The organism is Flavobacterium sp. FPG59 (genome assembly GCF_002150205.1).
Taxonomy (GTDB): Bacteria; Bacteroidota; Bacteroidia; order Flavobacteriales; family Flavobacteriaceae; genus Flavobacterium.
Genome location: NZ_MTCA01000027.1, coordinates 1 through 25,141, shown reverse-complemented (window position 1 = coordinate 25,141; position 25,141 = coordinate 1). Strand labels below are relative to the sequence as shown.

Here is a 25,141-nt window from a genome sequence, read left to right as displayed (position 1 = left end):
ACTGTATACCAAACAAATAAAGCATCTGCTTAAAAATACTCTTTAATCCATTTCAAAAATGGTATAAACCAGACAATCAAAAGCATTTTATGACTTAACAAAAGAAATGTATCAAATAAAAAACTAAATTCTTATCGTATCAAAAATCAAAAAAAACATTAAAAAATACGAATCTCATGATTATAAATACAATTTATTACATCTAATTTAGATATCTACAATTTACGCTTTACAAAATTCATATTTCATAAAAATACAATAAACATGCTCATTTTAAACTAAATACTGTATTTTTGAAAAACAAATGATCTACAACAAAGCAACATATAACTCTACGGCTACTACCCAATTATGGGAAGTAACTTTTGTTGCTTTTACTTTTACATCAACTACTACTACCCCTTAGGGGTATCTATTTACATATAATCCTATACGTATACTTTGTAAAAAGTCAATTTTGCAGGTGATAAATTTATGTTGTAATCATGACACAACAATTTACACCCATCAAGATCATTCGATTCTAAAAAACCAAACACTATAAAAAATGAAAGTACTCAAATTTGGAGGCACTTCTGTGGCCAATGCGCAAAATATAAAATTGATGATGTCCATTGTCAAGATTCAATCCCAAGGTCAACAAATCCTTGTAGTAGTATCTGCTTTTAGCAAAGTTACTGATATGCTGCAACTTGCTTCACAAAAAGCCGCTCATGGAGATGAAAATTACAAAACAATTCTTGTTGAAATTGAAAAGAAACACCTTGACGTTTTAAAAGAACTCATCCCTATTCAAGAGCAAAGCGGTTTGCTAAGCCACGTGAAAAGAATTATTAATCATCTTGAAACTTTACTTGATGGTTGCTACCTTTTAGGTGAATTATCTGCTAGAACATCCGATACAATTTTAAGTTTTGGTGAGTTGCTTTCTTCATTTATCATATCCGAAGGAATGCAGCAAATAATCCCAAATAGTGGTTACAAAGACAGTAGGGAATTAATCAAAACCAATGCTGATTTTGGAAAAGCAACGGTAAATTTTGAAGTAACAAATAAACTGATTAATGAATTTTTCGAGTCAAATGATAAACAGGTAGTTGTAATGCCAGGTTTTATTGCTGCTTCATTAGACGGAATCAATACAACTTTAGGTCGCGGAGGGTCTGACTATACGGCAGCTATTCTTGCGGGCGCACTTAATGTAAAGGAACTTGAAATTTGGACTGATGTTAACGGAATGTTTACCGCAAACCCTAAAATTGTAAAACAAGCTAAACCCATAGCATACATTTCCTATCAAGAGGCCATGGAGTTATCCCATTTTGGCGCTAAAGTTTTGTATCCGCCAACAATACAGCCTGTTTTAAGAAAAAACATTCCTATTTTAATCAAAAATACTTTTGAACCAGAAGCCGAAGGAACATACATTTCGAACCAAATTACAGCATCATCCAATCCTGTAAAAGGAATCACACATATTGATGCCATTACATTGATTACGCTTGAAGGATCTGGAATGATTGGTGTTTCTGGTTCTTCCAAAAGGCTTTTTGAAGTATTATCACATCATAAAATAAACGTGATTTTTATTACTCAAGCTTCATCTGAGCATTCTATTTGTATCGGAATTTTAAATTCAGATGCAGCTTTAGCCGAGAATGCAATTAACGCCGCATTTGAAATTGAAATTCTGCAAAATAAAGTTAATCCATGTATTGTTGAACAAAATCTTTGTATAATAGCCTTAGTTGGCGAAAACATGAAGAACCATCAAGGTTTGAGCGGTAGAATGTTTAGTACTTTAGGTAAAAACAACGTTAACATCAGAGCAATTGCTCAAGGTGCTTCAGAAAGAAATATTTCGGCGGTAATCAATGAAAGAGATGTAAAAAAAGCATTAAATGTTTTACACGAAAACTTTTTTGAAGAAAACACCAAGCAACTCAACTTATTTGTAATGGGCGTGGGTAATGTAGGTGAAAAATTCATTGAACAAATTCACCAACAAAAGAAATTCCTTAAAGAAAAATTAAAAATTAACCTTCGCGTTATAGCCTTGTCAAATTCCCGAAAAATGTATTTTGATGAAGATGGTATTTCTCTTAAAGATTGGAAATTTGTATTAGAAACGGGAGAAGAAGCGAACCAAAATCTGTTTTTTGAACAAATTAAAAATCTGAATTTACGCAACAGTATTTTTGTTGATATTACTGCTAATGAGAGTGTATCACAAACGTATGAACACTATTTAAAAAACAATATTGCTGTTGTAACCTGCAACAAAATTGCTTGTGCATCTGGATACGAAAACTACAAAAAATTAAAAAAATTATCAAGGCAATACAATGCGCCTTTTCTTTTTGAAACTAATGTAGGTGCAGGTCTACCCATTATTGATACCGTAAAAAATCTAGTTGCTTCTGGCGATAAAGTCAATAAAATTCAAGCTGTTTTATCAGGAAGTTTGAACTTCATTTTTAATAATTTCGATGAAAACAACACTTTTCATGATGTAGTTAAAGAAGCTGGTGTACAAGGATTTACAGAGCCAGATCCTAAGATAGATTTGAGCGGAATTGACGTAGCTAGAAAAATATTAATCCTGATTCGTGAAAGCGGTTATAAAATGGAAATTGACGAAATTGTAAACGAATCGTTCATGCCTGCTGAATGTTTGGAGACAACTAATAATGAAGCTTTTTTCAAATCCTTACAAACACATGCGGCACATTTTGAATCCATTTACAAAGAAGCATTAAGCAAAGAATCACGATTAAAATATGTAGCGCAATTTGAAGACGGAAAAGCTAATGTTGGATTGCGATTCATACCTAAAGACCATCCTTTTTACAATTTGGAAGGAAAAGACAATATTGTATTGTTCTTTACAGATCGTTACGTAGACCAACCCTTATTAATCAAAGGCGCTGGCGCGGGAGCTGCCGTTACCGCTTCGGGGATTTTTGCAGATGTAATAAGAATTGGAAATATTTAAAAATTTAGTTTCAGGTTTAAAGTTTCAAGTTTCGTGAAAACTTTAAGCTTAGAACCTGAAACCTGAAACAAAAATAATATGAATGAAATAAAAATATTTTGCCCAGCTACAATTGCTAATCTCTCTTGTGGCTTTGATGTGTTAGGTTTGTGTCTTGATACAGCTGGTGACGAAATGGTTATCAGAAAATCAAATATCAAAGGCATTCGCATCACTAAAATTGTAGGTGCTGATTTACCATTGGAAACCGAAAAAAATGTTGCCGGAGTCTCCGCTTTGGCAATGCTGGAAGCGGTTGAAACCGAATTTGGTTTTGAAATCGAAATTTACAAAAACATCAAAGCGGGAAGCGGAATTGGGAGCAGTGCCGCGAGTTCAGCAGGTGCTGTTTTTGGAATTAATGAATTATTGGGACGTCCATTTACTAGAAAAGAATTGGTTGTATTTGCGATGCAAGGTGAAAAATTAGCCAGTGGAAATGCCCATGCTGATAACGTTGCTCCTGCCCTTTTGGGAGGTTTTACATTGGTACGAAGTTCAAATCCACTGGATATTATAAGAATAGAAAGTCCATCTGAATTGTTCGCCACCGTGGTACATCCTCAAATTGAATTGAAAACATCAGATGCACGATCGGTGTTAAAACAAACTGTTTCCTTAAAAAGTGCCATCATTCAATGGGGAAATGTAGGCGGATTAGTGGCAGGTTTGTACACTAAAGATTATGAATTAATAGGCAGATCCTTGCATGACGAAATCATAGAACCCTTGCGCAGTGTGTTGATTCCTGGATTTGATTTAATCAAGAAAACGGCATACGAGCATGGCGCATTAGGTTCAGGAATATCAGGTTCCGGTCCTTCTATTTTTGCTTTAAGTAAAGGTATAGAAACTGCCAATAAAGTAGCAACAGCTATGAGTGCCGTATTTGAAGAAATGAATGTGCCCTATGAAATTCACGTTTCAAAAGTAAATGATGAGGGAATGAAAATAATTTTATAAGCATTAAGCATTAGGCATTAGGCAAAAAGCTTACTGCATAAAGCATACTGCGTAAAGCAAATAAAAATGAAATACTACAGTTTAAACCATAACGCACCCAAGGTTTCTTTCAAAGAAGCTGTAATACAAGGATTAGCATCTGATAAAGGATTGTATTTTCCAGAAACCATTACACCGTTAACAACTACTTTTTTTGAAACCATCGAAAATTTAAGTAACGAGGAAATAGCTTTTGAAGCGATTCAACAATTTGTAGGTAATGCAATTCCAGAAACTACTTTAAAACAAATCATCACCGAAACATTATGCTTTGATTTCCCTATTGTTGAAGTTGAAAAGAACATTTACTCTCTTGAATTGTTTCATGGCCCAACAATGGCCTTTAAAGACGTAGGCGCGCGATTCATGTCTCGTTGTTTGGGGTATTTCAATAAAGATAAGTCCGATAGTAAAAATACGGTTCTAGTTGCCACCTCTGGCGATACAGGTGGTGCTGTAGCCAGTGGTTTCCTTGGGGTAAAAGGCGTTGAAGTTATTATACTATATCCATCGGGTAAAGTGAGCGATATTCAAGAACGACAATTGACCACTTTGGGACAAAATATTAAAGCGCTAGAAGTGGATGGTGTTTTTGATGATTGTCAAGATATGGTGAAAAAAGCGTTTTTGGACGAAAGTCTACAACATAAAAACTTAACATCTGCAAATTCCATAAATATTGCGCGCTGGTTGCCGCAAATGTTTTATTTCTTCTTTGCTTATAAGGAATTAAAGAAACATAATAAATCTTTAATTTTCTCTTGTCCAAGTGGGAATTTTGGGAATATTTGCGCAGGGATTATTGCAAAAAAAATGGGATTACCCATTGAACATTTTGTAGCTGCAACGAATGTAAATGATACCGTTCCGAGATTTTTAGAAAACGGAATTTACGATCCAAAACCTTCCAAAGCTACAATTTCGAATGCAATGGATGTCGGGAATCCAAGTAATTTTATTCGAATTCAGGAAATGTACCAAAATGATTTGGAGCAATTCAAAAAAGATTTTTCTTCGTTTACATTCTCTGATGCTGAAACTTTAGAGTCCATGAAAACGATTTATGACACCAGCGGCTATATTGCAGAACCTCATGGAGCTGTGGGCTATCTTGGATTAAAAAAAGAATTACAAAACTACCCGGATGCAATTGGCGTTTTCTTAGAAACTGCACATCCTATAAAATTTTTAGACACTGTAGAGTCAGCATTAAATATTACATTACCCATACCAATCCAAATAGAAAATGTTTTAGGTAAAGAAAAAGTGAGTGTTAAAATAAAAACGTATGAGGATTTGAGAAATTTTTTAAAATAATTTGACAAACTGTTGGTCTAACTTTATTTTATGTTACAGATCCAAGAAAAAGTGAAATCGGATGCGGAGTACTCTGTGAAAAGCTTTCAAATCTGTGGCAAAAAACAGTATTGTTACCAATTAGGTAGTCAAATAAAACCTCTATTTAAAAAAAAGCGGAAATGCTTTCGTAACCAAAGTTATTTTATGAATATTTTTTGGTGTTACCAATGAAGAACAAAAAAGAGATGCGTCATACATTGAGCTTTCAATCATGATATGGCGCTATTTTTTTGATTAATTTTACTACTTTAGATTCAAGTAATATTGTATTATAATGCAAATAACCACGAGAAAAAAATTCGCAATAATTATTTCATTTTTATTGCTCCTACTTGCTCCTTTAATTGCTATGCAATTTACAAAAGAAGTGCAGTGGTCTTTATTTGATTTTGCTGTGGCAGCACTTTTGTTATCATTTACAGCACTAATTATTATGTTTATTTTGCATTGGCTCCAAAAAACAAAATTTAGATTTTTAATCCTGCTGTTTGTTATACTTGCCTTTCTGCTATTGTGGGCAGAACTAGCTGTTGGCGTTTTCAACAGTCCCATTTCTGGAAAATAAACCTTATTGAAAAATGATTCAACATGCACAAAAATTATTTGACCATTCTGTTACTCGTCGTTTATCATTTTAGTTTTGGACAATTAAAACCGATAGAAGTAAGCTATTTCTATCCAAAAAACGAAGCATCCTTTAATTCTATAAATGATGTAATCTCATTTGATTATGAGTCAAAAAAATATGGAAAAACAACTATGATTGTTCACAGCACAGGCACTTTTGGATCATTTGATTTCATTTTTAAGAAAAAAATATTAAAATTAACACGAACAATAAACTTTAAGAATGTAAGTGTTGAAGAGGAATATAACATGGCTACTAAAAAATGGAAAACAACTGAAAATTCCAATGCTTATCCCCCTAAAACGGAGCAGGCAATTGATACAACAACCTACAGCACACATCATTTATACGCTATTATTTTAGCGTATGATCATGGAGGCGTAGTAGAAAAAGTGTTGTTTCAAGATTTTGGAAATGAAATTTATTGGCCTGAATTTGATTATAAAAATTGTAGCATATCTGATGAAAATAAAGATGGCATTCCTGAGTTTTATCTAACGTATATGGGAAATTCTGACGGATTAGATGCTAAGCCTTTAAAGCAAATTATTTATTCGTTTGCTAATAAAAAATTAGAAAAGAGTAAAGCAACAGCTTATTTCCCTGCTGGAAATGAAGAAGACACATTTCACATTGAATATGACATCAACTGGAAAAAACTACACAAAGCCATACAAACCAAAAGTCAAAAAATAATCAACCAACACAAATAGTGTCACCAATTGTATTTTAAACTGTCAAGAAAAGTTTGATTGGGCAAATATTATTGAACCCTATTCATTAAATTTAGAAACTTATGAGTATTCATTTTAGAAAGGCAAATCAAACAGATGCTACTGCAATTTGGACCATTTTGCAACACGCTATTTTGCGAAGAAAAAATGACGGAAGCACACAATGGCAAGATGGTTATCCCAATCCAGAAATTGTAAACAACGATATTTTAAAAGGCGCTGGGTATGTTTTAGTACAAGATCAAACTATCATAGGCTATACAGCAGTATATATTAATGATGAGCCTGCTTATGAAAATATTCAAGGAAAATGGCTGACAAATAACGACTTCCTGGTGGTACACCGCATTGCCATTGGCGAAAGCCAAACAGGAAAAGGACTTGCAAAAATGATTTTAAAATATGTTGAAGAACTAGCACTTGAAAAAAACATCTATAGCATAAAAGCAGATACCAACTTTGATAACCTGCCTATGTTGCACCTCTTTGAGAATTTAGACTATCAATATTGCGGCGAAGTTTTTTTTAGAGGAAGTCCTCGAAAAGCTTTTGAAAAAATACTAAAACCGTAATCCGTCTGAAAAATAAAAACGGTTTACATATCCCTTATGTTTTTACTGATAGCAAAGAAGAGGTTTGTAAACCGTGTTTAAAAAGTATAGCTATAATTAATAAACTAAGCTTCCAATTATGCTATAGTTTCTTCCTCTGCTTCGGCTATAAATTCCATGTGATCTTCTATTTCTGGTGTAGAATCTGGCTTTGAAGCTTTTAAGGCATTAAATCGTTCTAATTGCTCAAGTTCCCCTTCATCACCACTGAAATAAGGAAAAACATCCATAATAGCTGACTCAGATACGGCAGGAATGGTGTAATCACCCATGGTTCCTTTCATGATTGTTATTGTATTGTCATAGGCTTCACGTACATCATTGGCTTGAACTAACATGTACATATTTGTCTTGCGTTCCTTTCCGCTCTCTTCATCATAAGCAACTAGTGAAACTTTAGAACGAAACCATCTGTCTGCATTTTCAAAAGGGTGGATTTCTGCATAATTGGCCACTTTAATATTGGTGATTTTAAATTCTTCACTAATATATGCTGCCATTTCTTCATTAATTCTACTTTCGGCTTCTGTATACGATAGAGCATCAACCAGATACGGTTCAGTCGTAATTTTTTGACCACCAGTCTCATCTGTTTTTCTATATTTTACTTTGCATTCGTACCAAATATTACTCATTTCAATTATTTTTTAGGATGCCAAAGATAATTTTTAAAGAAAAAAAATTACCTTTTTTTTCAAATAGATATTCACAAATTACGTTCTAATTAAAAAATGATTTTCCATCATAAACAAAAAAATCTCTCCTACTTGGAGAGATTCTTCAAAAGATTATTTTCTTAGAATTAGTCTATAAAAGTTACCAAATCTGATTTACTCTTTCTAACTTTTACTAAGTCTGCTAACCAGTCATTTTTAGCATCACGGTACCCTACAGGCAGTATAACACAACTTCTAAGTCCTTTTTCTCTTAAACCTAAAATTTCATCAAGAGCATCAGGATCAAAACCTTCAATAGGCGTGGTATCTACACCCTCAAAAGCAGCCGCTGCAATAGCCATTGCAAAAGCAATATACGCTTGTCTTGCAGCATGTTGAAAGTTAACTTCTGGATCTTTTTGTGGATAACTGTTTAAAAGCATTTGTCTGTAATTTTCAAATCCTTCATTTTTAAAACCACGAATCTCATTTGTAAGATCAAACATGGTATTGATACGCTCTGCGGTATACGTGTCCCAAGCAGCAAAAACAAGCAAATGCGAACAATCTGTAATTACTGATTGATTCCATCCTATAACTCTTATTTTCTCTTTAATCTCTTGATTAGTAACTACCATTATTTCAAAAGGCTGTAAACCACTTGATGTTGGTGCTAAAATAGCAGCTTCTAGAATGGCATCAATTTTTTCTTGTGAAACTTTTTCACCGTTCATTGCCTTTGCGGCATATCTCCATTTCAATTTATCTATTAATTCCATTTTATATAAAGTATTAAGTATTTAAAAATTAGTATGCTTTGATGCTATCCCAAGCCATTTTAAAACTACTGTTTAATAGGTCTTGAGTAACAATACAAAGCTGGTTATTGTGCATGTTCATTAAGAACGCCATGGGATAAATAGTGTGTGCGTATAATAAATAAGGTGAATATTCCTTTATGATTCCTGCCTGTATTCCTGCTTTCCATAAATCAAAAAGTGGAGTCAGGAAAAGCAATCCTTCTTGTCTGGTTTGATCATCAATCATAGGGGTGTTATCACATTGCGACAAAAATGATGCTTCCTCTGGATGTGCTAATTTATATTGTGCCATGTTGTGCCAAATGGTTTCAAACTGTTTGGGAATAGTATCCTCTTGCGCATGTGAACTAAATGCTAATTGAGCAAAATTAGATTTTACAGAAAGATACAACTGATTGAGCAATTCTTGTTTGCTATCAAAAAAAAGATAAATGGTAGCGGGTGATATAGATGCTTCTTTGGCAATTTTAGCCATGGATGCCCCTTGAATTCCTCCATTATTAACAAGCTGTAAAGTAGCTTTTAAAAGCGCTAGACGTTTGTTAATACTTTTTTGTAGCTTAGCCATATCCTAATTTTTGTTGAAATCTTATTTTATTACAATACAAAAGTAATACTAAAAAAGAATGAACGTTCATAAATTTAAGTTAATACATTAAAACATTGAATAATTAATTTTTGTTAAATAAAAGTTAAATAAAAATTAAACAACTGTTTAATTTAAACACATGTTTAATTTTGTTTCATCTAAAAAAGATTCTTTTGAAAAGTAATTTTAATGACAAACAGATTCAAATTCTAGAAGTTGCAGAAACTCTATTCTCTGAAAAAGGATTTGACGGTACCTCAATACGGAACATTGCTAAACTAGCCCAAATTAATGTGGCTATGGTTTCCTATTATTTTGGTTCGAAAGAACGTTTGCTTGAATCCTTAATTGTCTACCGCACTTCAGATTTAAAACTCCAATTGGACAAACTCCTTCAAGAAGAAATAGAGCCTCTGGAAAAAATAAATAAATTAATAGCACTATATATTGATAGAATAAATCTTAATAAAGGTATCTATCGCATTTTACATTTTGAATTTACATCAAAAAAAAGAGAACAAAACATTCAAGCATTCTCTGAACTTAGAAAAGGAAATTTAAAATCCCTAGAATTGATTATTGAAGAAGGACAAAAAAAAGGAATTTTTAGAAAAGATGTTATTATACCTCTTATAACACCAACTATTTTAGGAACTTTTTTTCATTTCCACATGAACAAACCTTTTTTTGAGAATTTATTGAATTTAAAAACAGAGGATTTATATAACAATTATATCAAGACCAATTTGACTAATCACATTCAACAAACAATAAAAGCCTTGCTAATATATGAAAGCTAGTAAATTCATGCTCTTTGGGATTTTCTTCATTGGAATTTCAGCTGTAGAAGCACAACAGAAAACAAGTCTTACGCTTACTGATGCAATAGACATGGCTTGGAGTAAAAGTAATGAGATTACTTTAGCTAACACTAAGATCAAAACAAAAAAACTTGAGTTACAAGCCACGAAAAACAATCAATATCCAGATTTAAAACTTTCAGGGCAATACCAACGTTTAGCAAATGCAGGTATCAATTTTAAGTTAAATCAAAGTAATGATCCACAACAAATGCCAGTGGTCAACCAATTGATGGTAGGACAATTGAATGCAACAGTTCCAGTTTTTGCTGGATTTAAACTCCAAAATAGCATTAAAGCTCAGGACTATTTGTACCAAGCTGAAATAGCAAATGCAGAACAGACCAAAGAGGAAATTGCTTTACGAGTAATTGAGTATTATGCAAGTTTATACAAAGCGCAAAAAACAATTGAAATTTTAAAGGAAAATCAAAAAAGTGCCAAACAAAGAGTAAAGGATTTTATTGAACTTGAAAAAAACGGTATCATTCCTAGAAATGATTTGTTGAAATCTAAACTTCAAGTTTCTAAAATTCAGTTATCATTAGATGAAACCACAAACAACTTAAAAACGATCAATTTTTATTTAACTACGCTGTTAAAATTAAATCCAGAAACGCAACTTGAAATTAGAGAAGCTGATTTTGCTGATTTTAAAATGACAAATGTGCCCACAAACGAATTGCCAGCCTTAGAAAATAGAAAAGATTTAAAAGCGTTACAACATCAAGTAAAAGCCAGCGAAACTAATGTAAAAATATCTAAAGGTTCCTACTATCCTACTATAGCGCTTGTGGGCGGATACACGGCACTAGACTTAAGCAATGTCATAACAGTTCAAAATGCTATGAATGTGGGCGTAGGAATTTCGTATGATTTAAGTATGCTTTTGAAAAACGGAACTTTGGTGAAAATTGCTGAAAATAAAGTTATAGAAGTGCAAAATAACGAAGCAATTTTAACGGATTATATTCGGACACAAGTCAAAAAAGCCATTGAGGACTATGATCTTGCTTTAAAACAAACTCTAGTTTATGAGGAGGCACAAGAGCAAGCCACAGAAAATTATCGTATTGTTAAAGATAAATACGACAACGGACTATCTGACACAAATGATCTGCTTGAAGCTGATGTAGAGCAACTCAATTCAAAAATTAATAAAGCTTTGGCGAAAGCCAATAGTATTCAAAAATATTACGAGTTACTCTCGGTTACAGGTCAATTATCACAATCATTCAATCTCGCTCATAAATAAACTACTACCATGGAAAAGAAAAAAACAAACACGAAATTTATAATTATCCTTGTAGCATTGGTAGTTTTGGGTGGCGGATATGGTACTTTTAAATACATGCATTCAATAGCACATGAAGAAACTGATGATGCACAAATTGAAAAGAAAATGAACCCAATTATCCCTAGAGTTTCTGGATATGTAGATAAAGTCTATATTAAGGATAATGATTTTGTAAAAAAAGGAGACACACTTTTTACAATTGATAAAAGAGATTATTTATTAAAAATTGATGAAGCTACCGCTGCGCTTGTAGGCGCAGAAGGCAATTTAGAGGTATCAAAAGCTGATATTGGTAGCGCACTTGCAAGCATATCAGTATCTGATGCTAATGTGCTTTTTGCTGGTGGTAACATTCAAACTGCAAAAATAAGATTAGATCGTGTAACGAGTGATTACATTCGTTATGAGAATTTATACAAAAGCCACTCTATAACTAAACAACAATATGAGCAAGCACTAGCAGCTAAATTGGAAGCCGAAAATCAGGTTCGTGTTTTACAACAACAAGAACGAGCCAGCGCTTTTCAAAAATCAGTTACTGTTGCAAAATCAAAAGTTTCTAACAAACAAACCGAAGTAGCTGCTGCCAATATTAAACGCGCAAGAGCATTACTTGATGCTGCTAAGCTTAACTTATCCTACACCGTTATCACTGCAGCAATAGATGGACAAGTTTCTAAAATAGACATACAACCTGGACAACTAGTACAACCTGGACAATCTTTATTTTACATCATCAATAATAATGAAGCATGGGTAGTTGCTAATTTTAAGGAAACTCAACTAAACAAAATGGTAGTTGGCCAAAAAGTTACTGTAAAAGTTGATGCTTATCCAGATTATGATTTCCAAGGGACCTTAACTTCCTTTTCTCCTGCTACGGGTTCTAAATTTTCTTTGCTTCCGCCAGATAATGCCACCGGAAATTTTGTAAAAACAATTCAAAGATTACCAGTTAAAATTAGTTTAGACCCAACAAATGATGCAGAGAAAATTAAATTATTGCGTCCTGGTATGAATGTAGATGTTGATGTTAGAATAGATTAAGCATTTTAAAATGTTAATCTGGAACTGATAAAGACGGCAAAATTTAACTCTAATGATAGTTTACACTTAGTTATAAAATGGTTGAATCGGGAGAAGATGATTTAGTAGAATACGGTTTTAGACGTATCATAATAACAATTACGGCAGTACTTTGTGCAATGCTGGAAATTGTAGATACCACCATTGTAAACGTGGCGTTAAACAATATGCGCGGAAGCTTAGGAGCATCACTTACTGATGTGGCTTGGGTAATAACGGCTTATGCAATTGCAAATGTAATTGTGATCCCCATGACAAGCTGGTTGTCACAACAATTTGGTCGAAGAAATTATTTTGCTGTTTCCATAATTATATTTACGGTTTCCTCCTTTTTATGTGGAAACGCAAGTAATATATGGGAACTCGTTACTTTTAGGTTTATTCAGGGATTAGGTGGTGGAGCCTTATTAGTTACAGCACAAACCATTATTACTGAAAGTTATCCTATAGCAAAAAGAGGAATGGCTCAAGCTATATACGGCATGGGCGTAATTGTAGGACCTACACTTGGACCGCCACTTGGTGGATATATTGTAGATCATTTTTCATGGCCTTTCATTTTTTACATCAACATACCCTTAGGAATTATTGCTACGTTATTAACCCTGTCTTTTGTAAAAAGTCCAAAATATGGTAACAAACTAAAAGCAAGCCAAGTAGACTGGTGGGGTATTATACTATTAACCGCATTTATAGGTTCCTTACAATACGTTCTAGAACACGGGCAGCAAGATGATTGGTTCAATAATACTACTATTATAACTTTGAGCGTAATAACTGTATTTGGTTTATTACTTTTTATTTGGAGAGAACTTACGTATGAATATCCTATTGTAAATCTTAGGGTTTTAAAAGATACAAATCTAAAAATAGGAACTATCATGTGTTTTATCCTAGGTTTTGGTTTATACGGTTCAACTTTTATAATTCCTATCTATACACAATCAGTATTGGGTTGGAGCGCTCTAGATGCAGGATTGTTGCTTATTCCTAGCTCCATTACAATAGGAATCATGATGCCCTTTATAGGGAAATTGATTCAAAGAGGATTTCCACAAACGTATATGGTTGCTGCCGGATTTTTGTTATTTTTCTTTTTTACTTTTTGGATGCAAAGTGTTATAACTCCTGACTCTGCAGGGGAACATTTGTACTGGCCACTTATCCTACGAGGAATTAGTTTGGGATTATTGTTTGTCCCTATTTCAACGCTTTCATTATCTACTTTAAAAGGAAAAGGAATTGGCGAAGGAGCTGCTTTTACAGGAATGATGCGCCAGTTAGGTGGATCTTTTGGAATTGCCATTATAACCACGTTTATTGCTCGATTCAATCAAGAACATCGAGTAAATTTAATTGCACACTTAGACAAAACATCCTTTGAGGTACAAAAAACTGTACAGCAGTTTAAATTAGGTTTCATGTCTAAGGGGTATCCTGAGAACGAAGCATTGGCAAAAGCCTATAAAGCTATAGAATACAAAGTCATGGTTCAAAGTTCAGTACTATCTTACATGGATATTTTCATGTATCTAGGAGCGTTGTTCTTATTTTGTATTCCATTTATCCTTTTGATAAAAAAAGGAAAAAATAAAATAAATCCCGCTGATGCTATGCATTAAAATAAAAAACCGTTAATCTAGATTAACGGTTTTTCTTCTATCTTGTAAAAACTAAGTTATTGCCTTTTGACTCTGTGGCATCAAATTGATATCCATCATAATTAAAGCCTTTTAAATCCTCAATAGTTTCTGCATTGGTATCTATGATATAACGCACCATCATGCCACGGGCTTTTTTAGCAAAAAAACTAATAATCTTGAGTTTACCATTTTTATAATCTTTAAACTCAGGAGTAATGACGGGAACTTTTAACGCCTTTACATCAACTGCCGAAAAGTATTCTGTACTCGCTAAGTTTACAAACAACTCCCCTTCTTTTAGCTCCTTATTTAAAGCCTTAGTAATAGTAGGCTTCCAAAACTCATATAAGTTTTTGCTTTCGCCAATGGGTAATTTAGTACCCATTTCTAATCGGTACGCTTGGATCAAGTCTAATGGTTTTAACACACCGTACAATCCTGATAGGATGCGTAATTTGTCCTGTAAGACTTCTATTTTTGATGGCGTAAGGGTGAATACATCTAATCCTAGGTACACATCTCCATCAAAAGTGTATACTGCTGGACGAGCATTCTTAGGAGTAAATGGAGTTTTCCATTCTTGATTTCGTTTCCAGTTGAGATCTGCAAGTTTCTCTGAAATACTCATTAATACTGATAAATCAGCTGGTTTTTTTTCTTTCAAAACTGAATGAATTTCAGCTGACTCTTTTAAGAAAATAGACTTAGTAAACGTTTCAACGGGTAATTTCTTCTCAAAATCTAAGGATTTAGCTGGCGATATCACAATTTTCATACACAATATTCTTCTCGAACTCTTTTTTATTAGTAATCCCAAAAGTACTAATTGAAAATTAGATTTCAAGAATCTTTAAATTGATTTGTCGAATAGTGTCATAGATTATAAAAATCAATCGGAATTTTATTTATTTTTGGTAAAAACCAGAACCATTTCTATGCACAATATCCAAATAAAAAAAGCCACATTAAAAGACCTTTCGCTGTTACAAAAAATAAGCACACAAACCTTTACTGAAACATTCGCAGCTGTCAATACCCCCGAAAATATTAATTCTTACATTACAGAAAAATTAAATATTGAACAATTAACAAAAGAGTTAAAACATCCCTCATCGGAATTTTTTATGGCTTTTTTAAATAATGAAGTTGTGGGTTATCTCAAGTTAAACACTGGCGAGGCTCAAACAGAGCCACAAGAGACGAATGCGCTTGAAATACACAGAATTTATGTATTACAATCCTATCACGGAAAAAATATTGGCCAACAATTATTTGATTTTGCATTACAAATGGGTCATGAAAAGCAGGTCAATTACATTTGGTTAGGCGTTTGGGAGGAAAATCATAGAGCATTGCAATTCTATAGAAAAAATGGATTTATTGAATTTGACAAGCACATTTTTTTAATGGGTGAAGAACAACAAACTGACTTATTAATGCAATTGAAAATAAAACAAGCATGATAGCAACAGAAAAACCAACTCGAATACTAAATGCAGCTGTTATTGTGGCAGCCTTAGGCTATTTTGTAGATATTTATGACTTATTACTTTTTGGAATTGTTCGAACAGATAGCCTTATTGATTTAGGAATTACAGGAGATGCCATTCGTAACCAAGGTGAATATTTGATAAGCATGCAAATGTTTGGGATGCTTTTTGGAGGAATTCTTTGGGGCATTCTTGGTGATAAAAAAGGACGGATTTCTGTTTTATTTGGTTCCATAATTATGTATTCTGTAGCTAATATTGCTAATGGTATGGTCACCACAGTAGATGGATATGCTTTTTGGAGATTAATTGCTGGCATTGGCCTTGCCGGAGAATTAGGCGCGGGAATTACCTTAGTTACTGAAAGTTTACCTAAAGAAAAAAGAGGATATGGTACTATGATTGTAGCCTCTGTAGGTGTTTCGGGAGCTGTAGCTGCGTATTTAGTATACCAAGTTTTTCAAGATTGGCGCTTGTGCTATTATGCGGGTGGAATTTTAGGATTGTTACTTCTTTTTTTAAGAATTAAAATTTCAGAATCAAAAATGTTTCAAGAAGTACATAAAAGCAACGAAAAAAAAGGCGATTTCCTGTCTTTGTTTTCCAATAAAACTAGATTTTACAAATATGTACAATGCATTCTTATTGGAGTTCCGTTGTGGTTTTTGGTAGGAGTGCTAATTACTTTTTCGCCAGAATTTGCAAAAGCTCTTGGAGTACAAGGTTACGAAACAATTGCAGCTGGTAAAGCTATTGCGTGGTGCTACGGAGGACTCGTTTTTGGTGATATTGCAAGTGGATTAATAAGTCAGTGGTTAAAAAGCAGAAAAATTGTGATGACTATTTTTCTACTTTTAAATTTAATTATGGTATTTATTTTCTTAAACGCATTTAGTGTAACTACAACGGTCTTTTATGCATTGTGTTTTTTGATGGGATTTTCTGTAGGATACTGGGTGCTATTTGTAACAATTGCTGCAGAACAATTTGGCACTAATATTCGGGCAACAGTAACTACAACAGTGCCTAATTTTGTTAGAGGATCTCTCCCTGTAATCTTACTCGTTTATAGTTTTTTTAGAGACCGTTTTTTTAATGGAAATATTATCCTTGCGGCTATGGTGGTGGGTACATTACTCTCAATTATTGCATTAGTAGCGCTTTTTAAACTTAAAGAAACTTTTGACACTGACTTAGATTATTCTGAATAAAAATCATCTTATTTGCAAGAGTAAAATACAATTTAATTGAATTATTTTTGTCTAAATTTATATTATGAAACAAGACGTTATAATCATAGGAGCAGGAATATCAGGATTAACAGCAGCGGTTTATTTACACCGTCAAGGTAGAAAAGTACTGATTTTAGAAAGTAGTGATCGCGCAGGAGGAAGAATAAAAACAGATTCAAAAGACGGTTTCCTTTTTGATAGAGGTTTTCAGGTTTTATTGACTGCTTATCCAGAAACGAAAGCTTTGCTGGATTATAAAGCCTTGAATCTAAAGAAAATGCTACCAGGTGCTACTGTACTCTATGACAAGGGGAGCTTTGAAATTGCTGATCCTTTTAGAAGACCATCAGCAACACTAGCAACACTATTTGCACCTGTGGGATCTATAAAAGACAAACTGAATACGTTGTGGCTCAAAAACAAACTTCAAAAACAAACTATTGAAGCAATTTTTGAACAAAAAGAACAAACTACTTTACAACAATTAAAAGAATATGGTTTTAGTTCAAAAATGATAGAACGTTTTTATGCTCCCTTCCTATCCGGGATTTTTCTCGAAAACGACTTAAAAACTTCTAGCAGGATGTTTGATTTTGTGATGAAAATGTTTTCAGATGGTGATGTTGCCGTACCTGAGTTAGGCATGGAAGAAATCCCGAAACAATTAGTAAAAATGCTCCCTGAAGGCAGTATATTATACAATACTAAAGTAACAAAAGTAGATAGCAATACAGTAACAACTGATGATGGAAAAGTTTTTGAAGCTAACCAAATTTTATTGGCTACTCAAGCAAATTTATTAACTAAAACGCATTTTCCAAATCAAAAAATGCAATCACAACAAGTAACCAACATCTACTTTGTGGCCGAAAAAGCTCCCACAAACAAAGCAGTCGTTGTTCTAAATGCTTCTACTCATAAAAAATGGGTAAATAACATGACCGTAATGACTAATGTGTCTAAGGCATACGCTCCACAAGGTAAAATACTTATTTCCGTTTCCTACAATGGTATCCCTACTGTTGACGATAATACCCTAGCGGAAAACATGAAACGAGAATTGAAACAATGGTATGGCAACCAAGTTGAATCTTGGAAAATGATTAAATCATACCAAATAGAATATGCATTGCCTAACCAAGAATCGGTTCGAAATAAACTATCTAATGAAGAACTTAAATTATCCGAAAATGTATTTATTTGTGGAGACAACTTACTCAATGGGTCTATAAATGCTGCTATGAAAACAGGTAGACTTGCAGCCGAAGCCATCATGAAATCTAAATAAATACAAGCCTATCTAACAAAAATTATTATCAAAATTGGAACAAGAAAAAAAGTAAAATGACTAAAAAATTAAACAATACTTTTTTAGAAAAATTAGTTTTTGAGTTGCAATAAAGCACTCAAAATAAACTTTTTTATCAGTAGCCAAAACAGATAATGAAAATGCTTATTTTTGCAAACTATTACATTCCCTTAAAAATAGAAACATTTTTAAGAACGGCTTTCTTCAACCATTTTCTTTTTCAGGAAGTCAGGACATTACCTAAGCTTTAATTAAAAAATATGAAATTAGTATATACCCTATTAGTTGCATTTCTCTTAAACACTGTTTACGCACAAAACGCTGATACTTACTTTGAAAAAATAAGAAATAATGACGTAGAACTTACTGCTTTTTTTTCGCAAATGCCTAAAGGTGGGGATTTACACCACCATTTCTCAGGATCAATTTATGCCGAACCCTTATTGCAACACGCCATAAAAGAGGATTTCTACCTCAACACAGAAACCATGGACGTGAGAAAAGTAAAAGAAAATTCAGGAAACTGGTCCTTATTTTCTGCGCTCAAGGCAAATGGTACTCTGGATGCATACAAACAAAAAATAATGCAAAAATGGTCTATTAAAGATTATAACTATGTAGATTATCCTTCGGATAAATTATTTTTTGAATCATTTATGAAATTCGAACCGGCAATTCAAGGTAATTTTGCAGCAGGATTATTAGAGCTTAAAAAAAGAGCTATAGCCGAAAATGTGAGTTATATTGAAACGCAATTGTCCACAATTCCCAATACGCTACAAACCGATGATTTAGTAAAATTCGATTCAAGATTAAGACAATTGGCTGCTGCCAAAGATGAAAAAGCAATACTCAAAACATTAGATTCTCTTTTTATCATTTACCAAAAAAGAGATGCTGAACTATATGCTAAAAACTTCAATACTAATTTTGTTGCTAAATTACACAACGAATTAAAAATTGACGATCCACAATTTACCATGCGTTATCAAAATTTTGTATTACGATTTATGGAGCCTGTTGATTTATTTAAAAATATTGTAATTGCGTTTATCTCTGCAAACGAGAGCAAATTGATGGCTGGTGTAAATATTGTCTCTCCTGAGGACGGAGAAACCTCTATGAAAGATTATGGCTTGCATATGTTGATGTTTAAGTATTGTAGTTCTCGTTTTCCCAATGTAAAATATACTATGCATGCTGGTGAACTTACTCTTGGGCTTGTACAACCCGAAGAATTAACATGGCATATTGAAGCAGCAATTAAAACTGCTGGCGCCCAAAGAATAGGTCACGGAGTGGATATAGCTTATGAAAAAGACTCTTATAAATTATTACAACACATGGCTTCTAAAAATATTCCTGTAGAAATCAATTTAGTGAGTAACGAATTTATTTTAAAAGTTAAAGAAGAGCGTCATCCGTTTATTTTATATAAAAAATTTGGTGTTCCAATAGTAATTAGCACAGATGATGCAGGTATTTTGCGTACTAATATGACTGAGCAATATGTTTTATTAGCCAAAAGATACAATCAAGTTACGTACAAAGACATCAAGCAATACGTTTACAACAGCATTAACTTTAGTTTTATTAAAGAAGAGGCTGTAAAAAAACAATTGCTTCTGGATCTTGACAAACGCTTTGCACATTTTGAAAATCAATTTTCAAAACTGTAAAATTCCATGTTTATTGATAAATTAAATTGGTTTTAACTTACATGTTGGCATTTAGGAATGGTTAATATAAAGCTACAGCCTTCACCTTCTTTGCTGTCAATATATATGACACCGCCTTTTTCTTCCACAATTTTTTTAACTATTGCTAATCCTATTCCGGTGCTTTCCTTTACATCACGAGCTTCTATAGTTTGAAACACCTTGAATACTTTTTGCTGATAAGCCTCTGCAATACCTGGTCCGTTATCTTTTACAGTAAATTGATGATAATCCTTCAAAGATTTGTAGGAGCAATGTATTTTCCCTTTTGGTTTATCATTGTATTTCACAGCATTACTAATTAAGTTCGTAAATACTTGTTGCAATAAAATCCTTTCGGCAAGTACAATAGGAAAGTTTGTCCCAATTGTAACTTCAAAATTATCTGGCACTATTGAGTCTATTAATTGTTCTAAAAGCTCATTAATATCAATACTTTCTTTTTCAATTTCCAAACGACCTATTTTTGAATATTCAAGAACGCCATTAATTAAATTTTCCATCCTGGAAACTCTACGACGCAGTAAATCAAAATTTCCTTTTACTTTTTGTGGCATGTCAGGCATGTCCTCAACAATCCATTCAGAGAGGTTGTAAATAGCTCTTAAAGGTGACTTTAAATCATGAGACACTACATGAGCATATTCATCTAGCTCTCTATTCTTCTTTTCTAAACTATCAAGAGCAGCTATTAAATTTTCTTCGGCATTCTTTCTATCGGTAATATCAGTCCCTATTGAAATGTATTGGTATGGAATTCCTTTATTATTTAAAAACGGAACAATAGTTTTATTTTCCCAATAGTAGCTACCGTCCTTTGCTTTATGTTTTAACTCCCCTTTCCAGGTTGTACCACTGTAGATATTCTCTAATATTTGCATTCCCATTTCAGTTTCAAAAAAAGTAGCCATATTAGGCTGCTCAAAGCCTAATAACTCTGGTCTGTCAAACTTTGAAACCGCACAAAAATTATCATTAACAAATGTTAGTTTACCTTTTCTATCAGATATTGAAACAATTGCAGCTTCATCAAGTGCAGCTCTTATATCTTTTATTTCTTTGGCCTTTTCGTTTAAATTTTGCTCAGCTACAGTTATTTCGGTAACGTCTTGTACCACACCATTCAGTGCAATAATAGTTTCATTGGCATCCATAACAGGCTCCCCCATCGCTAGAATGTATTTTACCCTTTCATCGGGAAAAACTAGCCTGTAGTTTATTTTAAACTTTTTTCCTGTTCTTGAAACCTCTTCTATAACACTATCTAACATAATTAAATCATCCTGATGTACTAATGTTCTAAATTTTGCAACTAGCGCATCAGTGGGCATAGCATCCATTTCAAAAATACGATAATGCTCATCTGACCAAATTAGATTTTTAGAAACTAAACTATAATTCCAACTTCCAATTTTAGCAATTTGCTGAGACTCCTCAAGTAAATAATTCACTTCTTTTAGGTGTTGTTCTGCAAGCTTTTCTTTTTGAACATTTCTAGCAATTGCGTATAAATTTCCTGTTTCTGGATCTGGTGAAGTGTTCCAACTCAAATTTATATAAGACCCATCTTTAGTTCTAAACCTATTTTCAAAACTCACTGTCTGCTTTAAATCAGCAAGTTTTTCTACCTCATCAAGTGTTGATTGCACATCTTCAGGATGAACAAAATCTATAAATGGTTTTCCTTCTAGCTCTTTTTTTTCGAATCCTAAAACTTTTGTAAAGGCCGGGTTTACTTTATAAAAAAGCCCGTTTAGATTTGCTATACAAACCAAATCCTTTGATAGATCTATAAAGTTTTGCAATTCTTTTTGAGAATCTAGATATTCTAAATTAGTCTTTCTAGAATCTAATAATGCTACCACTTGATTGGCTAAAAGTTGTAAAGCATTTTTTTGTTCTTTATTTAATTTTTTAGGTTCTGTATCAATAACACAAAGTGAACCCATCACAAAACCGTTTTTATTGAGTAATGGAGCACCCGCATAAAACCTTATGTTAGGGTCACCTAACACTAATGGATTGTCAAAGAAAAGCTCATGCTCAGTTGCATTTTCTACCTCAAAGACATGATTGTTCATGATGGTATATTGACAAAAAGAATCTTCTCGAGATGTTTCACTTGCATCCAGCCCTACACTAGCTTTAAACCATTGTCTGTCTTTATCAATTAAACTCACCAGAGCTATTGGAACTCCACATATATAAGAAGCAAGTTGCGTAATAGCCTCATATTCTTTCTCTGAAATGGTATCTAAAATAGCGTATTCCTGGAGTACTTTAAGGCGTTCAATTTCATTTTCAGGCGTAGGGTAAACTTTCATTTGAAAAGATTTTGATTTACTTGGAAATTTACAAAGAAAAAACTGGATTTATAACACTAATACCCAAAAATTATTTGTTTTTTTTCTTAAAAGACTGCGTAAAATCTGTCTCAAAACACGACTAAACTCCAAAATTTAATTAAATACAAGAAAATATCAACTAAGATTCTAAAGAGTAAATGTCTAAAAAAATGCCTCCAAATGTAAAAAAACATCTGGAGGCAAATTTTAAAATCTAGGAAAGGACACCTAGACTTATCTTGGATTCAAAATTAGATCTATTCTTTTTATACTGTCCTCATAATGGTATTTTGTTTCAACAGAAATAGCACCAGAGCGCGCTGTAGTTAAAAGCGCTTTCAGTACATTTAATTCCCCGCGCACAAGAGCTCTCACATCAGATTGTGCTACATTATAATAATCTGAGGGACGTCCTGATTTAATTTCTTCTTTCATTAAAAAAGCCATTCGTTCAATATAGGCTCTTTGTAAATTTCGTCTGTAGATAGTAACACTGGCTCCAGCCGAAGCTTCTTTCCAAATACCTTTACGCATATCACTGAAAACATCTAGCGCCTTATAATTTGTAGCACCTACGATTTCTGCATCTAGCAACCTGCCTAAACGTTCAAAACTTAAAACACTATTTAAAAAACGAGCTTGTATGTTTCTAAAACGCTCTGTATATCCAGCATAGTCAAGATTTTTTAAGGTATTTACATTAACAATCCATGTAGGAGAAGCAAATGCATTAGCCTGCAACCACTGCATGGCTTCTATTTGTTTTTCTTTTGGCACAACATTATATACACTCCCTTTTTGATTGGGTTTTTTATAACTTTCGTACACTCCACCTATATTAGTAACAACATGCCCTACATACCTGCCCCACACATCTAGCATTTCTTTGTATAACTCATCAAGGTCTTCGTAATTATTAGTCACATCGCTTGTCCACTCAGGTAAATGAGTTGCAACATATTGTAAGTTTTTCAATCCATAAGTACTGGCTTTCATGGCGTCATTACCTACATCTTCTGTTTGTGAAGTAGGATCAAAACTACTACTTTGACTTCCAAACTTATAGGTTATATCTCCTGCTTTTTCCATAATCCACTTATCCAAAGTTGGAACTTCAGCATCTGGTGAATTAGCGTTTGGTATGTATCTATACCCCCAGTTAGTGGCATAATGATCATAAGGACCCATTTGACGAATGAAACGAATATTTTTATCACCTGGCTGCGCAATATAATTGTATCGAGCATAATCCATTAAACTTGCTGCGATACCGTTTTTTTGAGTAAAAGCTCCGTCTCTATAACTTTCGGTATTGTATGCGCAACTTGCACCCATATTGTGAGGAAAACCAAGTGCATGTCCTACCTCATGCGCAATAACCATTCGCATCATTTCGCCCATTTCTTCATCACTAGTGTTCAATGTTCGAGCAGAAGGATTTGCTGCACCTGTTTCTAGTAAATAACGATTTCTGTACGAACGCAAATGATTGTGATACCAAATTACGTCACTTTCAATAATTTCTCCAGTACGTGGATCAGAAACACTAGGTCCAACAGCATTTCTTGTTGTACTTGCTACGTAACGAATCACTGAATAACGAATATCCTCTGGACTAAAATCAGGATCTTCTTCTTTGCTTGGAGCATCCTTGGCAATAATAGCATTTTTAAAACCAGCTGTTTCAAACGGCTTTTGCCAATCTTCAATCCCTTGTTTAATGTACTTTCTAAGCTTTACAGGAGTAGCAGGATCCAAGTAATACACAATTGGTTTTACTGGCTCTACTAGCTCCCCTTTGGCGTAAGCAACAGGATCTTTAGGTTCTAATCTCCAGCGGCGAATGTATCGTTTACTATCTGATTTTAAGGCTTCGCTACCATAGTCAATTTGATCCATCGTAAACCATCCCACACGATCATCAGCCAGCCTAGGTTGCATGGGCTTTTCTGGTAATAAAATCATCGATTGATTCATTTGAATACTAATGGTTTCAGCATCAACTTGAACAGGTGGTTTTGAAGCATTATACGTAAAATCCTGAATCACCTCAATGTTCATAGGAAAACTTTTCATAGTATTGATAAAACTGCGAGATTCATCAAGGTTTCTCACCTTGTAAGTATCTCTCATTTCTGCTGATAATCCGCTTATAGAACGAACATCAGTATTGTAAAACTTAGTTACATCAATCACAGTATTCAAAGAGTCTTTACTAAAAGCCACAATATCAAAAGCAAAAAGTGTAGGTTCGTAATTATTAGCTTTAACCGAAATGCTTATTGGTAAACTATCGGCAGCAACCGCATTAAACGATTTAAGTTTTATTAAAATTTTATCTTGAAAACGCTGCCAAACAATGAGTTGTTCATTCGTTTCAGAACCTGCATTTACATATCCACCTCCTAAATTTGAAGGCAGTTTTGACAATCTACTCACCAGTAACATGTCTTTATCTAAGAGCTTATTAGGAATTTCAAAAAAATACTTTTTGTCTACTTTATGCACCGTAAACAATCCCTCATCTGATTGAGCGTCTTTTGTAATTACTTTTCCATAATCCTTAATGGCTGACTCAGGTTTCTTTTCTGGTGGTGGTGCTACAACGGTATTTTTGTCTTTCTCCTTTTTAGATTGAGCCTGATTTTCTACAGGTACAAGACTGGCAAGAGTAATAGCAGTAAAAATGAAAAATTTCTTCATTTAGTAGTTTTTATTGGTTATTTG

At 33.4% G+C, this 25,141-nt stretch carries 20 protein-coding genes; 14 read left to right on the top strand and 6 right to left on the bottom strand.

The features are described from left to right. Positions 1-547: 547 nt before the first annotated feature. The 6 genes from thrA (at position 548) to FPG59_RS04605 (ending at position 7,329) form a co-directional block, all read left to right on the top strand. Complete coding sequence (gene thrA / locus FPG59_RS04630; RefSeq protein ID WP_086453452.1) at positions 548-2,995, top strand: bifunctional aspartate kinase/homoserine dehydrogenase I; 2,448 nt, start codon at positions 548-550, stop codon at positions 2,993-2,995. Positions 2,996-3,073: 78 nt separating this feature from the next. Then, positions 3,074-3,997 (top strand): homoserine kinase, encoded by a 924-nt coding sequence (locus FPG59_RS04625; protein WP_086453451.1) that lies wholly within the window; start codon positions 3,074-3,076, stop codon positions 3,995-3,997. A gap of 66 nt (positions 3,998-4,063) precedes the next feature. Beyond that, the gene (thrC, locus tag FPG59_RS04620; RefSeq protein ID WP_086453450.1) at positions 4,064-5,353 is read left to right on the top strand and encodes a threonine synthase; all 1,290 of its coding nucleotides are present in this window, start codon (positions 4,064-4,066) and stop codon (positions 5,351-5,353) included. A 391-nt stretch (positions 5,354-5,744) separates the two neighbouring features. Next, on the top strand, positions 5,745-5,960 hold the full coding sequence (locus FPG59_RS04615) for a hypothetical protein (RefSeq protein WP_217875831.1): 216 nt from the start codon (positions 5,745-5,747) through the stop codon (positions 5,958-5,960). Between the two features lie 23 nt (positions 5,961-5,983). Further along, positions 5,984-6,736: a hypothetical protein gene (locus FPG59_RS04610; protein ID WP_086453449.1), complete on the top strand. Its 753-nt coding sequence runs from the start codon at positions 5,984-5,986 to the stop codon at positions 6,734-6,736. Between the two features lie 83 nt (positions 6,737-6,819). Then, positions 6,820-7,329 (top strand): GNAT family N-acetyltransferase, encoded by a 510-nt coding sequence (locus tag FPG59_RS04605; RefSeq protein WP_086453448.1) that lies wholly within the window; start codon positions 6,820-6,822, stop codon positions 7,327-7,329. A 116-nt stretch (positions 7,330-7,445) separates the two neighbouring features. Here FPG59_RS04605 and FPG59_RS04600 read toward each other — a convergent pair whose 3' ends face one another. The 3 genes from FPG59_RS04600 to FPG59_RS04590 all read right to left on the bottom strand — a co-directional run bounded on the left by FPG59_RS04600 (position 7,446) and on the right by FPG59_RS04590 (position 9,413). After that, on the bottom strand, positions 7,446-8,003 hold the full coding sequence (locus tag FPG59_RS04600) for a DUF4494 domain-containing protein (RefSeq protein WP_086453447.1): 558 nt from the start codon (positions 8,001-8,003) through the stop codon (positions 7,446-7,448). A 167-nt stretch (positions 8,004-8,170) separates the two neighbouring features. Next, complete coding sequence (locus FPG59_RS04595) at positions 8,171-8,803, bottom strand: nitroreductase family protein (RefSeq protein WP_086453446.1); 633 nt, start codon at positions 8,801-8,803, stop codon at positions 8,171-8,173. Positions 8,804-8,831: 28 nt separating this feature from the next. After that, the gene (locus tag FPG59_RS04590; protein ID WP_086453445.1) at positions 8,832-9,413 is read right to left on the bottom strand and encodes a TetR/AcrR family transcriptional regulator; all 582 of its coding nucleotides are present in this window, start codon (positions 9,411-9,413) and stop codon (positions 8,832-8,834) included. A 194-nt stretch (positions 9,414-9,607) separates the two neighbouring features. Here FPG59_RS04590 and FPG59_RS04585 point away from each other — a divergent pair, with 194 nt between their 5' ends. From FPG59_RS04585 to FPG59_RS04570, 4 genes are all read left to right on the top strand, one after another. Continuing rightward, positions 9,608-10,234: a TetR family transcriptional regulator gene (locus tag FPG59_RS04585; RefSeq protein ID WP_086453444.1), complete on the top strand. Its 627-nt coding sequence runs from the start codon at positions 9,608-9,610 to the stop codon at positions 10,232-10,234. Beyond that, complete coding sequence (locus tag FPG59_RS04580) at positions 10,224-11,549, top strand: TolC family protein (RefSeq protein WP_086453443.1); 1,326 nt, start codon at positions 10,224-10,226, stop codon at positions 11,547-11,549. The genes FPG59_RS04585 and FPG59_RS04580 overlap by 11 nt, the downstream gene beginning before the upstream one ends. Positions 11,550-11,558: 9 nt before the next feature. After that, the gene (locus FPG59_RS04575; protein WP_086453442.1) at positions 11,559-12,638 is read left to right on the top strand and encodes an HlyD family secretion protein; all 1,080 of its coding nucleotides are present in this window, start codon (positions 11,559-11,561) and stop codon (positions 12,636-12,638) included. A gap of 77 nt (positions 12,639-12,715) precedes the next feature. Then, positions 12,716-14,299, top strand: coding sequence for a DHA2 family efflux MFS transporter permease subunit (locus tag FPG59_RS04570; RefSeq protein ID WP_086453441.1), 1,584 nt, complete (start codon positions 12,716-12,718; stop codon positions 14,297-14,299). A gap of 37 nt (positions 14,300-14,336) precedes the next feature. Here the strand turns inward: FPG59_RS04570 and yaaA are convergent, their stop codons facing one another. Further along, positions 14,337-15,095 carry a peroxide stress protein YaaA gene (gene yaaA / locus FPG59_RS04565; RefSeq protein ID WP_086453440.1) on the bottom strand — a complete coding sequence of 253 codons (759 nt, stop codon included), beginning with the start codon at positions 15,093-15,095 and terminating at the stop codon, positions 14,337-14,339. Between the two features lie 160 nt (positions 15,096-15,255). Between yaaA and FPG59_RS04560 the strand changes: the two genes are divergently transcribed. The 4 genes from FPG59_RS04560 to FPG59_RS04545 all read left to right on the top strand — a co-directional run bounded on the left by FPG59_RS04560 (position 15,256) and on the right by FPG59_RS04545 (position 20,030). Then, positions 15,256-15,783, top strand: a complete 528-nt coding sequence (locus FPG59_RS04560) for a GNAT family N-acetyltransferase (protein WP_086453439.1) — start codon at positions 15,256-15,258, stop codon at positions 15,781-15,783. Beyond that, positions 15,780-17,021: an MFS transporter gene (locus FPG59_RS04555; RefSeq protein WP_086453438.1), complete on the top strand. Its 1,242-nt coding sequence runs from the start codon at positions 15,780-15,782 to the stop codon at positions 17,019-17,021. Before FPG59_RS04560 ends, FPG59_RS04555 begins: the two co-directional genes overlap by 4 nt. A gap of 64 nt (positions 17,022-17,085) precedes the next feature. Beyond that, the gene (locus FPG59_RS04550; protein WP_086453437.1) at positions 17,086-18,330 is read left to right on the top strand and encodes an NAD(P)/FAD-dependent oxidoreductase; all 1,245 of its coding nucleotides are present in this window, start codon (positions 17,086-17,088) and stop codon (positions 18,328-18,330) included. A 281-nt stretch (positions 18,331-18,611) separates the two neighbouring features. Next, the gene (locus FPG59_RS04545) at positions 18,612-20,030 is read left to right on the top strand and encodes an adenosine deaminase (protein WP_086453436.1); all 1,419 of its coding nucleotides are present in this window, start codon (positions 18,612-18,614) and stop codon (positions 20,028-20,030) included. Positions 20,031-20,062: 32 nt separating this feature from the next. Here FPG59_RS04545 and FPG59_RS04540 read toward each other — a convergent pair whose 3' ends face one another. Beyond that, complete coding sequence (locus tag FPG59_RS04540) at positions 20,063-22,393, bottom strand: PAS domain S-box protein (protein ID WP_086453435.1); 2,331 nt, start codon at positions 22,391-22,393, stop codon at positions 20,063-20,065. Between the two features lie 255 nt (positions 22,394-22,648). Then, the gene (locus FPG59_RS04535) at positions 22,649-25,117 is read right to left on the bottom strand and encodes a zinc-dependent metalloprotease (protein ID WP_086453434.1); all 2,469 of its coding nucleotides are present in this window, start codon (positions 25,115-25,117) and stop codon (positions 22,649-22,651) included. Positions 25,118-25,141: the final 24 nt, after the last annotated feature.

What these genes read in the sequence shown, in the direction of transcription:
- thrA (WP_086453452.1), top strand. Translation starts at nt 548, where the DNA reads ATGAAAGTACTCAAATTTGGAGGCACTTCTGTGGCCAATGCGCAAAAT.
- FPG59_RS04625 (WP_086453451.1), top strand. Translation starts at nt 3,074, where the DNA reads ATGAATGAAATAAAAATATTTTGCCCAGCTACAATTGCTAATCTCTCT.
- thrC (WP_086453450.1), top strand. Translation starts at nt 4,064, where the DNA reads ATGAAATACTACAGTTTAAACCATAACGCACCCAAGGTTTCTTTCAAA.
- FPG59_RS04615 (WP_217875831.1), top strand. Translation starts at nt 5,745, where the DNA reads ATGCAATTTACAAAAGAAGTGCAGTGGTCTTTATTTGATTTTGCTGTG.
- FPG59_RS04610 (WP_086453449.1), top strand. Translation starts at nt 5,984, where the DNA reads ATGCACAAAAATTATTTGACCATTCTGTTACTCGTCGTTTATCATTTT.
- FPG59_RS04605 (WP_086453448.1), top strand. Translation starts at nt 6,820, where the DNA reads ATGAGTATTCATTTTAGAAAGGCAAATCAAACAGATGCTACTGCAATT.
- FPG59_RS04600 (WP_086453447.1), bottom strand. Translation starts at nt 8,003, where the DNA reads ATGAGTAATATTTGGTACGAATGCAAAGTAAAATATAGAAAAACAGAT.
- FPG59_RS04595 (WP_086453446.1), bottom strand. Translation starts at nt 8,803, where the DNA reads ATGGAATTAATAGATAAATTGAAATGGAGATATGCCGCAAAGGCAATG.
- FPG59_RS04590 (WP_086453445.1), bottom strand. Translation starts at nt 9,413, where the DNA reads ATGGCTAAGCTACAAAAAAGTATTAACAAACGTCTAGCGCTTTTAAAA.
- FPG59_RS04580 (WP_086453443.1), top strand. Translation starts at nt 10,224, where the DNA reads ATGAAAGCTAGTAAATTCATGCTCTTTGGGATTTTCTTCATTGGAATT.
- FPG59_RS04575 (WP_086453442.1), top strand. Translation starts at nt 11,559, where the DNA reads ATGGAAAAGAAAAAAACAAACACGAAATTTATAATTATCCTTGTAGCA.
- FPG59_RS04570 (WP_086453441.1), top strand. Translation starts at nt 12,716, where the DNA reads ATGGTTGAATCGGGAGAAGATGATTTAGTAGAATACGGTTTTAGACGT.
- yaaA (WP_086453440.1), bottom strand. Translation starts at nt 15,095, where the DNA reads ATGAAAATTGTGATATCGCCAGCTAAATCCTTAGATTTTGAGAAGAAA.
- FPG59_RS04560 (WP_086453439.1), top strand. Translation starts at nt 15,256, where the DNA reads ATGCACAATATCCAAATAAAAAAAGCCACATTAAAAGACCTTTCGCTG.
- FPG59_RS04555 (WP_086453438.1), top strand. Translation starts at nt 15,780, where the DNA reads ATGATAGCAACAGAAAAACCAACTCGAATACTAAATGCAGCTGTTATT.
- FPG59_RS04550 (WP_086453437.1), top strand. Translation starts at nt 17,086, where the DNA reads ATGAAACAAGACGTTATAATCATAGGAGCAGGAATATCAGGATTAACA.
- FPG59_RS04545 (WP_086453436.1), top strand. Translation starts at nt 18,612, where the DNA reads ATGAAATTAGTATATACCCTATTAGTTGCATTTCTCTTAAACACTGTT.
- FPG59_RS04540 (WP_086453435.1), bottom strand. Translation starts at nt 22,393, where the DNA reads ATGAAAGTTTACCCTACGCCTGAAAATGAAATTGAACGCCTTAAAGTA.
- FPG59_RS04535 (WP_086453434.1), bottom strand. Translation starts at nt 25,117, where the DNA reads ATGAAGAAATTTTTCATTTTTACTGCTATTACTCTTGCCAGTCTTGTA.